The sequence below is a fragment of the Acinetobacter sp. 'aerobic (ED)' genome (assembly GCF_904886855.1).
Lineage (GTDB): Bacteria > Pseudomonadota > Gammaproteobacteria > Pseudomonadales > Moraxellaceae > Acinetobacter > Acinetobacter courvalinii.
The window spans coordinates 30,723-44,393 of the sequence record NZ_CAJHGI010000002.1; the positions used below are offsets into that span (position 1 = coordinate 30,723).

At 41.9% G+C, this 13,671-nt stretch carries 17 protein-coding genes and 1 other RNA gene; 12 read left to right on the forward strand and 6 right to left on the reverse strand.

The genetic code is table 11. From position 1 onward, the window contains the following. Nucleotides 1-267 precede the first annotated feature (267 nt). On the forward strand, nucleotides 268-684 hold the full coding sequence (locus JO943_RS03650; RefSeq protein WP_032872033.1) for a hypothetical protein: 417 nt from the start codon (nucleotides 268-270) through the stop codon (nucleotides 682-684). 138 nt (nucleotides 685-822) lie between these two features. On the opposite strand, the gene JO943_RS03655 is transcribed toward JO943_RS03650, so the two are convergent. Together JO943_RS03655 and JO943_RS03660 are read right to left on the reverse strand one after the other, a co-directional pair. Further along, nucleotides 823-1,554, reverse strand: coding sequence for a histidine phosphatase family protein (locus tag JO943_RS03655; RefSeq protein WP_005284993.1), 732 nt, complete (start codon nucleotides 1,552-1,554; stop codon nucleotides 823-825). 51 nt (nucleotides 1,555-1,605) lie between these two features. Then, on the reverse strand, nucleotides 1,606-2,463 hold the full coding sequence (locus JO943_RS03660) for a 3'(2'),5'-bisphosphate nucleotidase CysQ (protein ID WP_199972581.1): 858 nt from the start codon (nucleotides 2,461-2,463) through the stop codon (nucleotides 1,606-1,608). 11 nt (nucleotides 2,464-2,474) lie between these two features. Here JO943_RS03660 and JO943_RS03665 point away from each other — a divergent pair, with 11 nt between their 5' ends. From JO943_RS03665 to JO943_RS03680, 4 genes are all read left to right on the forward strand, one after another. Beyond that, nucleotides 2,475-3,179 (forward strand): HAD-IA family hydrolase, encoded by a 705-nt coding sequence (locus JO943_RS03665; RefSeq protein WP_202740026.1) that lies wholly within the window; start codon nucleotides 2,475-2,477, stop codon nucleotides 3,177-3,179. Continuing rightward, on the forward strand, nucleotides 3,163-3,591 hold the full coding sequence (locus JO943_RS03670; RefSeq protein ID WP_202740027.1) for an RNA-binding S4 domain-containing protein: 429 nt from the start codon (nucleotides 3,163-3,165) through the stop codon (nucleotides 3,589-3,591). Before JO943_RS03665 ends, JO943_RS03670 begins: the two co-directional genes overlap by 17 nt. Before the next feature lie 159 nt (nucleotides 3,592-3,750). Beyond that, nucleotides 3,751-4,797 carry a recombinase RecA gene (gene recA / locus JO943_RS03675; RefSeq protein WP_005229770.1) on the forward strand — a complete coding sequence of 349 codons (1,047 nt, stop codon included), beginning with the start codon at nucleotides 3,751-3,753 and terminating at the stop codon, nucleotides 4,795-4,797. Nucleotides 4,798-4,843: 46 nt separating this feature from the next. Continuing rightward, entirely contained in the window at nucleotides 4,844-5,326 is a 483-nt protein-coding gene (locus tag JO943_RS03680) for a regulatory protein RecX (RefSeq protein ID WP_005284981.1), read from the forward strand. 10 nt (nucleotides 5,327-5,336) lie between these two features. On the opposite strand, the gene ffs is transcribed toward JO943_RS03680, so the two are convergent. Continuing rightward, nucleotides 5,337-5,433, reverse strand: an RNA gene (gene ffs / locus JO943_RS03685) — signal recognition particle sRNA small type. Nucleotides 5,434-5,757: 324 nt separating this feature from the next. On the opposite strand from ffs, the gene JO943_RS03690 reads away from it, so the two are divergent. Then, nucleotides 5,758-6,612, forward strand: a complete 855-nt coding sequence (locus JO943_RS03690; RefSeq protein ID WP_202740028.1) for a YbgF trimerization domain-containing protein — start codon at nucleotides 5,758-5,760, stop codon at nucleotides 6,610-6,612. A gap of 65 nt (nucleotides 6,613-6,677) precedes the next feature. Here JO943_RS03690 and JO943_RS03695 read toward each other — a convergent pair whose 3' ends face one another. The 3 genes from JO943_RS03695 to JO943_RS03705 all read right to left on the reverse strand — a co-directional run bounded on the left by JO943_RS03695 (nucleotide 6,678) and on the right by JO943_RS03705 (nucleotide 9,585). Beyond that, on the reverse strand, nucleotides 6,678-8,549 hold the full coding sequence (locus JO943_RS03695; RefSeq protein ID WP_150953496.1) for a SurA N-terminal domain-containing protein: 1,872 nt from the start codon (nucleotides 8,547-8,549) through the stop codon (nucleotides 6,678-6,680). A gap of 139 nt (nucleotides 8,550-8,688) precedes the next feature. Then, nucleotides 8,689-8,961: an HU family DNA-binding protein gene (locus JO943_RS03700; RefSeq protein WP_004639426.1), complete on the reverse strand. Its 273-nt coding sequence runs from the start codon at nucleotides 8,959-8,961 to the stop codon at nucleotides 8,689-8,691. Nucleotides 8,962-9,129: 168 nt separating this feature from the next. Then, complete coding sequence (locus JO943_RS03705; protein WP_004771675.1) at nucleotides 9,130-9,585, reverse strand: phasin family protein; 456 nt, start codon at nucleotides 9,583-9,585, stop codon at nucleotides 9,130-9,132. A gap of 209 nt (nucleotides 9,586-9,794) precedes the next feature. Between JO943_RS03705 and JO943_RS03710 the strand changes: the two genes are divergently transcribed. The 6 genes from JO943_RS03710 to hscB all read left to right on the forward strand — a co-directional run bounded on the left by JO943_RS03710 (nucleotide 9,795) and on the right by hscB (nucleotide 13,666). After that, nucleotides 9,795-10,433, forward strand: coding sequence for a hypothetical protein (locus JO943_RS03710; protein ID WP_009508596.1), 639 nt, complete (start codon nucleotides 9,795-9,797; stop codon nucleotides 10,431-10,433). Nucleotides 10,434-10,540: 107 nt separating this feature from the next. Further along, nucleotides 10,541-11,014, forward strand: coding sequence for an Rrf2 family transcriptional regulator (locus tag JO943_RS03715; protein WP_004771673.1), 474 nt, complete (start codon nucleotides 10,541-10,543; stop codon nucleotides 11,012-11,014). Nucleotide 11,015: 1 nt separating this feature from the next. Then, nucleotides 11,016-12,233, forward strand: a complete 1,218-nt coding sequence (locus tag JO943_RS03720) for an IscS subfamily cysteine desulfurase (RefSeq protein WP_004771672.1) — start codon at nucleotides 11,016-11,018, stop codon at nucleotides 12,231-12,233. A gap of 91 nt (nucleotides 12,234-12,324) precedes the next feature. Then, the gene (gene iscU, locus JO943_RS03725) at nucleotides 12,325-12,711 is read left to right on the forward strand and encodes a Fe-S cluster assembly scaffold IscU (protein ID WP_004639432.1); all 387 of its coding nucleotides are present in this window, start codon (nucleotides 12,325-12,327) and stop codon (nucleotides 12,709-12,711) included. A gap of 29 nt (nucleotides 12,712-12,740) precedes the next feature. Further along, nucleotides 12,741-13,061 (forward strand): iron-sulfur cluster assembly protein IscA, encoded by a 321-nt coding sequence (iscA, locus tag JO943_RS03730; protein WP_004661460.1) that lies wholly within the window; start codon nucleotides 12,741-12,743, stop codon nucleotides 13,059-13,061. 86 nt (nucleotides 13,062-13,147) lie between these two features. Further along, nucleotides 13,148-13,666: a Fe-S protein assembly co-chaperone HscB gene (gene hscB / locus JO943_RS03735; RefSeq protein WP_202740029.1), complete on the forward strand. Its 519-nt coding sequence runs from the start codon at nucleotides 13,148-13,150 to the stop codon at nucleotides 13,664-13,666. The last annotated feature ends 5 nt before the right edge of the window (nucleotides 13,667-13,671 follow it).

Consider the following 13,671-nt stretch of genomic DNA (forward strand, 5'->3'; position numbering starts at 1 on the left):
ATAAATTTTGTTAATTAATTAAAATTAATATAAATCATGTATTTATCATAGTAACAATTTAAATGATCGAATGTGAAGTTAATTTTTAATATTGAAATAGCATGCTTAATTTATTGTAATTTTAGAATAATAAACGCGGGTACAAGATCACGATCAGACCAATGTCCAACTACATTTCTATAACTTAAACGCTCTACTTTATGAAAATAAAATTAATTTAAATTGAAGTGTATATAAATAATTAAATATCACATGCTGGAGAGCATCATGAATAAAATCTGGAAAGTTATTATTCCCACTGCCTTTGCTTTATGCAGCAGCTTTTCCTTTGCAGCAACATGTAATAGCACCATCGATAACGATACGCTCAGTGATCTTACTATTCCAGCTGGCACCACCTGTACGGTGAATAATGCCTCCATTGAAGGCGATGTAAATATTCAAAAAGATGCCAGCCTGATTCTAAACAGCTCATCCGTTCAGGGCAGCATACAAGCGAATCAAGCCAAAGCCGTTCGCTTAATCAATTCAAGCGTGAGTGGCGATGTACGGGCAGCGCAGGCTGCAACCATGATTCACTTGGAAAAATCGGTTATTTCTGGGGATCTGCAGTGCTCTGCATCCACTAAACTACAAACCAATCTAAGCAATATTGAAGGACAAAAAACCGGTAAATGCCGCTAGCTTTTTTGCTTCAATCGTCTTTAGAACAAAGCCCAAATAAAAATATTTGGGCTTTAGTAAACACTGATATTGTTGGCATATTTAGAGCAATCCCGCCTGCCTCATTTTATACATTACAGTTCCAAATTTTCTGTACCTCTATCTATTTAAAAACTGCTTTATATTCAAAACATTTTTCTCGCCGCGCCAAATCCATTTTAACTGGCTTTCGGCAAAATCATCACCTTCAAACCATACAAACAAACCTTCCATCATCGCTGGCCAATCTGTTTGCGCAATCTGGTTTTTGCCGGAAATGACGGCAATGATAGCCGCAAGAATCGTGTCATGACTTACTGCTAGACTTAGGCTATTTTGCTGGGTGGGATGAGTATGGTACAGCAGTTCCAAGACATCAAATACGCCAGTGATCGGATGTTTCATCCCAGGCAGTGCATTATTCACAAAACTGTTAATAAAGCCCAAAGCGCCCTGCTTACGGAAATAGGGAGCCGCCTGCTTGATGTCTAGTACGAAGCTTCCTGGCTCAACCAATAAACGCTGTTCCACAATTTCAATACGATGAGTATTCACTGCCTTACGGGTCTGGTCCGCACCTTCGATCATTAAGGCTGCGGTATCGACACAACGTTGAATCGGACTTGAAATACAATGCTGAATGGCCCGATCGCTATGTTGACTTAAATACTCTCCCCAAGCATAAGCCAGATCACGCCCGGGTTCTGTCAATTGCAGATCATAACCCGCCAAGCCCTGCCCATCCACCAACTCACGCAAGGAGTGTCGGGTAAACAAGGTGACAGGGGTTGAAGCATCAGGTAATAAATCAATTGCTTCGAACATACTTTTCGGCAATAAATGCAGGGCCATATTCACACACAACTTTGAATTTAATCCACTATAGCATGAGTGGAATCACTCTCAATCCAAAATGCCAGAAAGTGCCAGAGCCTCATAAGCAATTTTTTTGCAATGCTGATCTCGAAACGCGATAAAACCGCCATTTAAAACCGTTTCACGCTGATTATATAAAAAGGGCTTTTGATCCAGCGTCATCAGGCCACCACCAATGCTTTCCAGTAAAGCCTGCCCTGAACTGGTATCCCATTCCGAGGTGGGATGAAAGCGAGGATAAATATCAATTTCGCCTTCCAGCATCATACAAAATTTATAGGCGCTGCCCGCTTCGCGGCGCTCAATGGCACGATGTTGCAAGATCGGTTGCATAAAGTTTTTATACTTCGGATTTTTACTGTTATGGCTCAGACCAATTTGCAAGGGTGCGGAACAATCATGTTCTTCAATCTGATACTGAAACCATGCTTGTCGACTAAAACTATATTTATAAGGCAATTGTGAGGTATAGCCGATATACATCACCTGCTCACATGGTACTGCAATGATCGCAAATGTAGTCCGGTCATCCTCAATCAGACTCAGATTAATGGTGAATTCATCACGCTCATGGATAAATTCCTTGGTGCCATCTAAAGGGTCCAGCATCCAGCAGCGTTGCCATGCTGCGCGCGCCGAATAATCACTCTCTTCCGACAATACCGGCAGTTGCGGGGTGATGGTCGCTAAATGCTTCATTAAAAAATGATTCACTTTCAGATCCGCCTGCGTTACCGGAGAATCATCACTCTTTTCCTGAATATTAAACTCGCACCCGGCACAATAACTTTGGTATTCTTCCAGCAATAGTTGACTAGCCTGCGCCATGATCGGAACAAGTTGTGAAATTAACTGATCTTGTGGGGCAAGCGTTTTAATAAACATAGACCAACCTTATGTCATATTCAGATTTACAGCAGCAGCCGATTGCCATGTTCGACATGGATGGCACTTTACTCGATTTAGCATTTGACGACTTTATCTGGAATCACTGTTTGCCCGAGCGACATGCTCAAGTGCATCAATGCAGCCTGGAACAAAGTCAGCAAAAACTCTTTCAGTTTTACCAACAATATAAGCATACACTATCTTGGTACTCTTCGGCGTTCTGGACGGCTAAAGTCGGAGTCGATGTTCTGCAACTTCAATACCAGCATCGCCAGAAAATTGGCCCACGTGCTGGCTGCCATCAATTGTTACAACAACTCAAAGCCGAAGGTTATCGTTGCTGGTTACTGACCAATGCCGATCGTGCAGGCCTGCAATTGAAGCTTGAAAATGTGGAACTTCGCCCCTATTTTGAAGTAATGATCAGTAGTGAAGAACTTGGGCACGCCAAAGAGGAAACCGCTTTTTGGCAAAAACTACAGCAATTGCATCCCTTTGATCCGGCTCAGGCCGTCTTTATTGATGATACCGTTGCCGTGCTCAAAAGCGCAGAAGATTTCGGTATTACTCAGCTGTTTAGTATTTTACAGCCCTCAAGCAGTAAAACTGCCAGAGTGGCAACCGAATTACCCTATCCTGCACTTGATCATTTAACTGAACTTTTTGATTATCTTGAACCCAACCTACAGGTAACAGATGCCAAGACAGCATGAACCAGAAAGCATGGACGCCATGCGTATTGATAAATGGCTTTGGGCTGCACGTTTTTTTAAAACACGTTCAATTGCCAAAGCTGCGATAGAAGGTGGTAAAGTCCACCACAATAATGATCGCGTTAAAGTCTCCAGAGATGTGCGGATCGGGATGGAACTGACCATCCAGCAAGGTTTTGAGAAAAAAACCGTGGTAGTCAAAGCTCTTTCAGCGGTACGTGGTGGCGCGCCGGCCGCACAACTGCTTTATGAAGAAACACCTGAAAGTATTGCCCGTCGGGAGTTGCATGCATCACAACGAAAAATGCATAATCTAGCCCGACCAGATCATCGACCAAGCAAAAAAGATCGTCGTGATATCAATCGTTTTAAGCAGGAAAATGTACAGTCATGGTCTTATCATGATGAATAAAATTTTCTAATTTTGGGTGCGTCATCTTGTGTCGCATAGACAGAGATCAGATGTAGAATAAACAACGAGAATCTGCCACTATACTCAAGTCCCAACAAGTTGAGATTCAATACATCCACTTGGGTTAGTCGTTAAGAAATAAAGTTTTGAGGTTTTGAGATGGATGATAATAAAAGCAAGGCGTTACAAGCTGCGTTAAGCCAGATTGAAAAACAATTTGGTAAAAATACAGTGATGCGTCTAGGTGATAACACTGTACAGGCAGTTGAAGCTGTTTCTACAGGTTCTTTAACACTGGATATCGCATTAGGGATTGGCGGATTACCTAAAGGCCGTATCATCGAGATTTACGGCCCTGAATCATCAGGTAAAACGACCATGACGTTGCAAGCCATTGCGCAATGTCAGAAAAATGGCGGTACATGTGCATTTATCGATGCTGAACACGCATTAGATCCAGAATACGCACGTAAGCTGGGTGTGGATATTGATAACCTGCTGGTCTCTCAACCCGATCACGGTGAACAAGCGCTTGAAATCGCAGATATGCTGGTACGCTCAGGTGCAATTGACCTGATCGTTGTCGACTCTGTTGCTGCATTAACCCCTAAAGCCGAAATTGAAGGCGAAATGGGTGATTCACACATGGGTCTACAAGCACGTTTGATGAGTCAGGCATTACGTAAAATCACAGGTAATGCAAAGCGTTCTAACTGTATGGTGATCTTCATTAACCAGATCCGTATGAAGATTGGTGTAATGTTTGGTAGCCCGGAAACCACCACTGGTGGTAACGCACTTAAATTCTATGCGTCTGTACGTTTAGATATCCGTCGTATTGGTGCAGTGAAAGAAGGCGATGAGATTACTGGTAACGAAACTCGCGTTAAAGTTGTCAAAAATAAAATGGCACCTCCTTTTAAAGAAGCAGTGTTCCAGATTATGTACGGCAAAGGTACCAATCAGCTAGGTGAAGTGGTTGATCTTGCAGTTCAGCAAGATATCGTACAAAAAGCGGGTGCATGGTATTCCTACCAAGGCAACAAAATTGGCCAAGGTAAAAACAATGTGATTCGTCATTTTGAAGAGAATCCAGCCATGGCCCAAGAGATTGAAAAACAGATTCGCGAGCAACTTCTGACTAAAACCAATGTTGAAGCTGCACAAACTGAAGATGAAGAAGAACCAGACTTTTTAGAAAGTTAAGCTAAAACGCCCTTCGGGGCGTTTTTGTTTCATGAGGAAATAGATTTTGTTTAATAGTGAAAAAACAGAAAAACCTAAAACCCTGACCGGAACACGACTACGTTCTTATGCCTTTGCCCTGCTCACACGTCGCGACTATTCACAGGCAGAACTGATTGCCAAGCTCAATCTATATGCGATCAATCCCGAAGAAGTCGAGAAACTGGTAGAGGAACTCGCGCAGAATAATTATCAAAGTGACCAGCGTGTGGCCGAGCTGACTTTGGCAAGCCAATTAAGAAAAGGGAAAGGCCTACAACGCATCAAGCAGGCACTGAAAGCCAAACAGCTGGATGCAGAACTAATTACAGAGGAATTGCAAGAAGTGGACTGGCTTGATCAGGCCTATCAACTAAAACTAAAGAAATTTGGCGAGGAAGTCGCAACTGATCCGAAAATCAAGGCAAGACAAATCCGGTTTTTACAATACCGTGGCTTTGATATGGGTGTGATTATGAAAGCAATTGCTCGAACGAGCGAAGAAGAATAACTGGTGGCAGCCCTACCAGCATGACTTCGGCACATCATAGTTCTACTACCGTTGCTACCTTCCGGTCCTGGCGGGGTTCGTAGAGTACAATTGCGAAGCTACCAGCAGGGCTACCATTGCCTGACAAAGTATAGAGATTTTTGCCTGAGTTGCAAGACTTGTCTCTGTTTTTCAGTGAGTTTTTAGCTCAACTGACTAATTCATCATCAAACCCTCTGTATTTTTGATCGATTTACTCTGAAGATGTGCAAACATTCAACAACAACCGATTAATTTTCTTCAAAAGTGCTTGAAGATTGTAAATGCTTATTGCATTTAAATGAGTTGCTGTTTTAATGGCTAAATCAAAAATCTATATCTGGTGTGTTGCAAGTAAACAGTGAAGACTTGTTCGGCCACAGCTTTATATTTCAACTTATGGATGAATTTTTATGCTAAAAAAGCATTCCGTACTTTTTATTGCCCTGCTCAGTAGTGCACATTTATATGCCAACGTCCCTATTGAATCGCGTGCTTTAAGCCAGCAACAAGCCAGTAATGTGGTTGCCGGTACGCCGAGCCTGAACTGGGAAATCATGCAAAAGAACCAAAAGCTTGAAGAAGAGATCCGCAAGTTACGTGGTCAGCTTGAAGAACATGACAATGCCATCGAGCAATTAAAAAAAGAGTTAACCAACCGTTATACCGATCTGGATCAGCGCCTGGAACTGCTGTCACAAAAAATTGATCCGCCTGAGGACAATCCTGAGGCACAAGATCCATCGGCTGCAACTGCCTCAACCAATGCAGACACCAGTGCTCCTGCGATCGTACCTGCAGCACCGGTACCGCAACAGACGACTCCGACCACCACGCAAGCTCCGGCTGCACAACCGCAGACCAATACAGCAACAACAGAGAGTGCCAGCAGCCAGATTGAATTAGAAAAAGCGGCGTATACCGTAGCCCTGGATGCCTATAAACAAGGTGGCGCAAAAAAGGCGATTCAGCCGATGCAAAACTTTATTAAAAACCATCCCAACGGGATCTATGTGGGGAATGCCTATTTTTGGCTAGCTGAATTTTATCTGGCTGTTGAGCCTGTGGATTATAAAGCGGCAAAACAAAACTATAATATTGTTGCGACACGCTATCCAAACTCAGCCAAAGCATCTCGTGCAGTGTATCAACTCTATAGTATCGCCAAAGAAGTTGATAAAAACACAGCTTTAGCCAATCAATATAAAAGCAAGCTGCTCAGCCAATACCCTCAATCAGAGGAAGCAAAATTTATCCAGAAAAAATAAGCTTTTTGCTTTAACAAAAAAGCCAGTGGATATCCACTGGCTTTTTTATGACCTAGATCAAATCATTATTTAATCTTGGCTTTTGATTTTAAATATTCAGTGTAATCTTCCAGGATTTGTTGTCCACGGAACTGCTGGTACAGTTTATTCAACTCTTGTACCTGCTCTGCTGGCAAAGTACTGGCAACACTACTGTTTACATTTGAAACCGCCACGATCACCAATTCATTTGGTAATTTCGCAGTCGTAGCAGACCATAAACCTTCTTTTGCTGGCGCCGGAATACTGAAGGCAGCACGCTCAATCGGACGTTTCAAACCTTGAGAACGCGCAAAAGTACCCGCATTTTCAAAGTTCACCTGAGACTTGGCAACCACTTGTGCCGCTGGCTGGGTTTTAAAATCATTCAGGATGCTGGCAATTTTTGCTTGAGCTGCTTTATAGGCTTTCGCTTCGATCACTTTTGCTTTGACTTCAGCAGTCGCCTGCTCTAAAGGTTTAACACCGGCAGCATGATAGTTACGGACTTTGATCCAGATGGTATCGCCATTGGCCAGTTGAATATTTGAAGACGCGTTACGGTCACCATTCTTCACATCATCATTGAATAATTTTGCTTTAACGCCTAGATCACTCAAATAAGGGTTCTGAGTGGCTAAAGTTACGCCATTTGCAGATTCAATACGCGCACCCTTCACTTCCTCAGCCACAGCCTCTAGAGAATCATTACCAACGACCATTTCATTCAAGCTGTTCACGCTATCACTGAACTGATTCGCCAGTTTAGTTTTCTCGACTTCAGCCGTTAAACGTGCTTTTTCAGCTTCAAATGATGGCAATTTCAGCATTGGCGTTTCAGCTTCAATGATGTGATAACCATATTGAGTTTTAACAGGTTTTGAAATTTCACCGCTTTTTAATGCATTCACTGCATTATCAAAATCAGCCGAGAATGCCCCTGGTGCATAAGCCTCAACCAAACCACCCTGCGTCTTGGACGTTGGATCATCCGAGAACTGTGCAGCAGCATCGGCAAAGCTCATACCCGACTGAATTTTTGCATAAACGTCATTGGCAAGCTTCTGCGCTGCCGCATCGTCACGCGCATCCGTGGTAATCAGAATATGTTTAACCTGAGGTTTAACCGCTTTTTTCTTCTCATCGACAAAAGCGTTATAGGCTTGTTGTAAATCAGCTTCAGTCACCGCAAGATTTGCCTTAGGCAACAATGCCGGGGTTAATACCACATAATCGACATCAACACTGGCCACTTGCTTAAATTCATTCTTATGCTTGTTGTAGTAATCAGCGATCTCCTGATTTGAAGCCGTTACGCCTTTTTTATAGTCATCCAGCTTAATACTCGCCAAATGCAAAGTACGCTGTTCAGTCTGTAAATTCGCTAATTGCTGTACATCGGATTTACTGACCAAAGCATAATCCATCAACGAGGTTGAAATCATTTTTAGCGCATGATCCTGGCGTAAGCTGCTGATCAAGGCCTGATTGGTCATCCCTACAGAACGTAAGTAGTTTTCATATAAAGTTTGAGAAAATTTGCCATTTTCCTGAAAACTCGGTTGTTGTGCCAACATTTGCTCAAGTTGCACATCACTGAGTGTCATTCCCAGCTTTTCAGCTTGCTGTTGTAACAATGAACGGGCCACCAAGGCGTCGAGTGCTTTCTCTTGAATCACAGGCAAGTTCAAAAGTGATTCATCACCTTTCACCAATGATAAATACTGGTCTTTATAGTTTTTGGTTGCACTTTCTAATTCTTTATTAGAAATATCTTGACCGTTTACTGATTTTGCAACGTCTGCTTTATTGCTACCACTAAAATACCCTTCTATACCGACAAGTGCTAAAGGAGTCAAAAACAAAACTAACAGGACTTTGCCAAGCCAACCCTTAATGAGAGTACGAAACGATTCCATAAGAATTCCAATATTTTATTTCGGGGCAATTTTAACTGAAAAACAAAAGTGAATGAATGCAGAATAAGGATCAAATTAACTTTTTCATTCAATAAATAAAAAACGCACCCAAAATGGTGCGTTTATTGATTTAAAAAGATTACGCAACTGAATCTTTTAAACCCTTACCAGCTTTGAAGCTAGGTACTTTACTTGCTTTGATTTGTAACTCTTCACCCGTTTTAGGATTACGACCAGTACGAGCAGCACGTTCTTTAACGCTGAAAGTACCGAACCCAACTAAAGTAACCGTATCACCCTTTTTAAGTGCTTCAGTGATTGATGCAATTGTCGCATCGAGTGCCTTACCAGCATCCGATTTTGACACGCCCCCTTTTTCAGCAATCGCATCAATTAATTCTGATTTATTCATGATAAAAAATATCCTCTTAATATCGTTTGTTAAGATCCAAGGCTATAGTTTAAAAGGCCATGACGCCTTTATAGCAATGCTTTGGGGGATAACGCAATACTAGAAAGGCCTTTTAATTAAAATAAATACTGAAATACGACATAAACAGACGAGTTACCTGCATTTTTTTTACTTTTTATTCAATTTGGCCTTCAATTGGTTATTTTCTTCGATTAAGGCATCGACCTTGATATGCAGCTGTACAAGCAACTGTTCGATATGCTGCAAATCCTTGGGTGTCACCAGTCCAATCCGGTTAAGTGAATGATTCACACTGGTATCTAAAATCTTTTCAACCTTGTCTTTGGTATCCGTTACCGACTCTTTGGCCTTTTCGGTGACTTTGCCAACCGTGTTATCGGCGAAATCGACGGTTTTTGATTCTAATTCTTCCCCTACCTTGACCAGCGAGTCAAACAACTTGTTGCCTTCTTCTTCCGCACGCGAAAAAGCACCGAGACCAGCAAGCCAAATCTGTTGTGTATATTTTTTGAAATCTAACGCAGATTTTTTAGAACTCTTTGATTTTGGCTTAGTTTTTACCTCAGCTTCTTCATTAGGATTTTCTATATTTGAGTTATCCATTGACCCTTACTCCTAAGCACTTTACAAACAGTATGTCGTATTTAACCATAAAAATGTTTTTATAATATCAAAGTTAGGACTTGATCGTTTTAAAAAACTGTTCTACAAAGCAAGAAAGTCCTGTAAATTATTTTTAACAATTGAGTAAGGATACTCAGGTTTACGGACATTCTGTTTTTATTGATTGATTAACCAGGAAAATCAGACCTATGAATGATACGCAACAAAGACATAAACATCCGCATTTGTTGCTCAATATTGTCATCATTGTTTTAGAGACCTTTTTCTCTTTTATCCTGACCCATGATGCAGGATTGCGTCTGCACGCCAAAAAGTTAATCGATCAAAAAATCACAATCCGGATTAATAGCTACATTCCGTTCTTCGACTTTTATATCCAGTTTACCGAAAAGGGTCTGTTGTTTGATATGAAGGCACTAGATCGCAATATTGATCTGGAGATTAATAGCACATTGATCGACCTGATCAAGATTTTTGTGTTTAACAATCAGCGTAGCATTGCCAATATGCGTATTCTCGGTGATGCCACGCATGCAGAAGAATTTCTGGATGTCCTCCCGCATCTTACCCTGTCCAGTATTCTGGCAAACTGGAAACAATGGTTTAGTGATGAGGCTGAAGCCGTTGCTTCACAACAACGCATCGCTCCGCTACTAGATAAAATCGATCAGCAGCGTTCGGAAATTAACACCTTACTGGTTGAAGTCAAGCAGTACCAAAACCGCATTCAACGTCTGCAAAAACGTCAACGCCTGATCAATATTAGCTTTGCTGTTTTAAGCTTTATTTTCATCGCCTTTTTTGTTTATAATACGTGGATACAATAATTCCAATATATTTCACTTTTCACGCTCAGAATGGCAATTTAAAACTTGACTATTTTAGTCGGAATTCATAAAATTTAAACATCTAGTCTAACCATGTGTACCGAATCATGCGTCTTACAACTCGCGGTCGTTACGCAGTGACTGCTCTACTTGATTTAGCTTTGCAGCCAACTGAACAAACGATCACGCTTGCGGAAATAGCAGCACGCCAATCCATCTCAGTCGCTTATTTAGAACAGTTATTCGCGAAACTCAAACGTCATGGGTTAGTTTCAAGTGTACGCGGTGCAAATGGTGGTTATCACCTGGCGCGCAATGCAAGTGAAATTACTGTGCTAGAAATCATCGAAGCTGTAAATGAAACTGTTGATGCAACGCGTTGTGACCATAAGGGTAATTGCCAGAATGGTGCAATGTGTTTGACTCATGACTTATGGCAAGAACTCTCCCACCATATTGCCGATTATCTTGCAAAAATCACCCTTGCTGATTTGATTGCGCGTGACAACGTTCAAACCGTTGCATTACGCCAGAATTCACCAAGTTTAGATTCAGCCCTTCTATCGGTTACAGGTATTTGACATGAAACGTCCAATTTATCTTGATTACGCAGCAACCACGCCCGTACTGCCAGAAGTTGCAGAACGCATGATGGAATGTTTAACGTTCGAGGGTACTTTTGGTAACCCTGCGTCACGTTCACATGCCTATGGTTGGCAAGCCGAAGAAAAAGCTGAATATGCGCGTGAGCAAGTTGCCAATCTTATTAAAGCAGATCCACGCGAAATCGTTTGGACTTCTGGCGCAACCGAATCTGACAACCTGGCATTAAAAGGGATTGCTCAGTTCTACGGTTCAAAAGGCAAACACATCATTACAAGTAAAATCGAACATAAAGCAGTGTTGGATCCATGCCGTGAGCTTGAAGAACAAGGTTTCGAAATTACTTATTTAGAACCAGAACCGCGTACAGGGTTAATTACCCCAGAAATGGTTCAGGCGGCTTTACGTCCAGATACGATTCTTGTTTCACTGATGATGGTGAACAACGAAATCGGTACCGTGACCGATGTGGCTGCAATTGGTGAATTGACACGTGCCAACAAAACATTCTTCCACGTCGATGCAGCTCAAGCCGCTGGTAAAGTTGAAATTGATCTTTCAACCATGAAAATTGATTTGATGAGCTTCTCTGGTCATAAAGTCTATGGCCCGAAAGGTATCGGTGCCCTTTACGTTCGCCGTAGCCCACGTGTTCGCTTAAAAGCGCAAATGCACGGTGGTGGCCATGAACGTGGTATGCGTTCTGGTACCTTAGCGACGCATCAGATTGTTGGTATGGGCGAAGCTTTTGAAATTGCTGGCAAAACCATGCAAGCAGAACAAGAGCGTATTCGCAAGTTACGCGACAAGCTTTGGAATGGCTTACAAGACCTTGAACAAGTGTTCTTGAATGGTCACCCAACACAAAACGTTGCTAACTATCTAAATGTCAGCTTCAACTTCGTTGAAGGTGAGTCACTGATGATGGCATTGAAAGATGCAGCTGTTTCAAGTGGTTCTGCATGTACCTCTGCAACTTTAGAGCCGTCATATGTATTACGTGCTTTAGGTTTATCTGACGAGTTGGCACATAGCTCAATCCGTTTCAGTTTCGGTAAATACACCACTGAAGCAGATATTGACTACGTGTTAACCATTACCAAAGCTGCTGTTGAGAAATTACGTGAACTTTCTCCGCTTTGGGATATGTACAAAGAAGGTATCGACCTTTCAACAGTTGAATGGGCTGAACACTAATTCATCAGGTGCTCAATAGAGCATCTCATTGAAAAGTATGTTTTAACCCTCATATTAATATTAGGCTGACCCCGAGGTTTGGAGAAGCGACATGGCTTATAGCGAAAAGGTAATTGATCATTACGAAAACCCTCGTAATGTTGGTGTTTTAGACAAGAATGCTGAAAATGTAGGTACAGGTATGGTCGGTGCACCTGCGTGTGGCGACGTAATGCGTTTACAAATTCAAGTCGATGACAATGGCGTAATTGAAGAAGCTCGCTTCAAGACTTATGGCTGTGGTTCTGCAATCGCATCAAGTTCACTGGTAACCGAATGGTTAAAAGGTAAAACCCTTGATGAAGCTCAAGCGATCAAAAACATTGATATCGCAACTGAGCTTGCACTTCCACCAGTAAAAGTACACTGCTCTGTCTTGGCTGAAGATGCAATCAAAGCTGCGATTGAAGACTATCGCGGTAAGAAAGCGAAAGCTTAATTGATGACCGAAATAACATTGGAGTTTTCATGATCCATTTAACTGAAAATGCTGCGACTCACATCAGCAATTACCTGCAAAACCGAGGTAAGGGTGAAGGCATTCGTATTGGTGTGAAAACTTCGGGTTGTTCTGGATTGGCTTATGTACTTGAGTTTGTCGATGACATCGACACACACGACCAAGTATTTGAACAACTCGGCGTTAAAGTCTTTGTAGACCCAAAAAGCTTGGTTTATCTCAATGGTTTAGAGATGGACTATGTTAAGAATGGTCTTAATGAAGGCTTTGAGTTTAACAACCCAAACCAAAAAGGTGAATGTGGTTGCGGTGAGTCATTCACTGTTTAACCCCAACCACTACTCTCTTTCTTTTCGTCAAAACAGTGTGTTCCGCACTGTTTTAACGTATTTATCAATAGCGGAATTCATCTCCCATGAATCATTTTGAGTTGTTCCAATTACCAGAAGCACTCGATATAGATTTAGCAGCTTTAAAAAAACAGTTTTTAAGTTTGCAACAGCAATATCACCCGGATAAAGCCAGCGACAAAGATCAGGCGCTGATCAAGTCAAGCGAAATCAATCAGGCTTATAAAGTATTGTCACTGGTTGATAGTCGTGCTGCCTATCTGCTCGCCCTGAAAAAACAGGATCATCATCTTGATCAATCCATCAACGATTTTGAGTTTTTGCAATCTGCACTCGAAATGCGCGAGCAACTGGATGAAGCCACCTCAACCGAGCAGCTTCGTATGCTAAAAGTTGAAATTCAGCAATGGATTGATAGTTTAGTCCGCGAATTCAAAATCGATTATGCAGACGAAGACTGGGCTGAGGCACGTGATACTGTTCGTAAGCTACGCTTTTTCCAACGTGTCATGAATGATATTGATAAAGCTGAAGATCGTATGCTGGACGAAGAAGATAGCTTCGATCTAGACGATGATTTTTAATCCGC

Excerpts from the sequence above, each read along its gene's own strand:
- JO943_RS03650 (WP_032872033.1), top strand. The coding sequence starts at position 268 with ATGAATAAAATCTGGAAAGTTATTATTCCCACTGCCTTTGCTTTATGC.
- JO943_RS03655 (WP_005284993.1), bottom strand. The coding sequence starts at position 1,554 with ATGGCCCTGCATTTATTGCCGAAAAGTATGTTCGAAGCAATTGATTTA.
- JO943_RS03660 (WP_199972581.1), bottom strand. The coding sequence starts at position 2,463 with ATGTTTATTAAAACGCTTGCCCCACAAGATCAGTTAATTTCACAACTT.
- JO943_RS03665 (WP_202740026.1), top strand. The coding sequence starts at position 2,475 with ATGTCATATTCAGATTTACAGCAGCAGCCGATTGCCATGTTCGACATG.
- JO943_RS03670 (WP_202740027.1), top strand. The coding sequence starts at position 3,163 with ATGCCAAGACAGCATGAACCAGAAAGCATGGACGCCATGCGTATTGAT.
- recA (WP_005229770.1), top strand. The coding sequence starts at position 3,751 with ATGGATGATAATAAAAGCAAGGCGTTACAAGCTGCGTTAAGCCAGATT.
- JO943_RS03690 (WP_202740028.1), top strand. The coding sequence starts at position 5,758 with ATGCTAAAAAAGCATTCCGTACTTTTTATTGCCCTGCTCAGTAGTGCA.
- JO943_RS03695 (WP_150953496.1), bottom strand. The coding sequence starts at position 8,549 with ATGGAATCGTTTCGTACTCTCATTAAGGGTTGGCTTGGCAAAGTCCTG.
- JO943_RS03700 (WP_004639426.1), bottom strand. The coding sequence starts at position 8,961 with ATGAATAAATCAGAATTAATTGATGCGATTGCTGAAAAAGGGGGCGTG.
- JO943_RS03705 (WP_004771675.1), bottom strand. The coding sequence starts at position 9,585 with ATGGATAACTCAAATATAGAAAATCCTAATGAAGAAGCTGAGGTAAAA.
- JO943_RS03710 (WP_009508596.1), top strand. The coding sequence starts at position 9,795 with ATGAATGATACGCAACAAAGACATAAACATCCGCATTTGTTGCTCAAT.
- JO943_RS03715 (WP_004771673.1), top strand. The coding sequence starts at position 10,541 with ATGCGTCTTACAACTCGCGGTCGTTACGCAGTGACTGCTCTACTTGAT.
- JO943_RS03720 (WP_004771672.1), top strand. The coding sequence starts at position 11,016 with ATGAAACGTCCAATTTATCTTGATTACGCAGCAACCACGCCCGTACTG.
- iscU (WP_004639432.1), top strand. The coding sequence starts at position 12,325 with ATGGCTTATAGCGAAAAGGTAATTGATCATTACGAAAACCCTCGTAAT.
- iscA (WP_004661460.1), top strand. The coding sequence starts at position 12,741 with ATGATCCATTTAACTGAAAATGCTGCGACTCACATCAGCAATTACCTG.
- hscB (WP_202740029.1), top strand. The coding sequence starts at position 13,148 with ATGAATCATTTTGAGTTGTTCCAATTACCAGAAGCACTCGATATAGAT.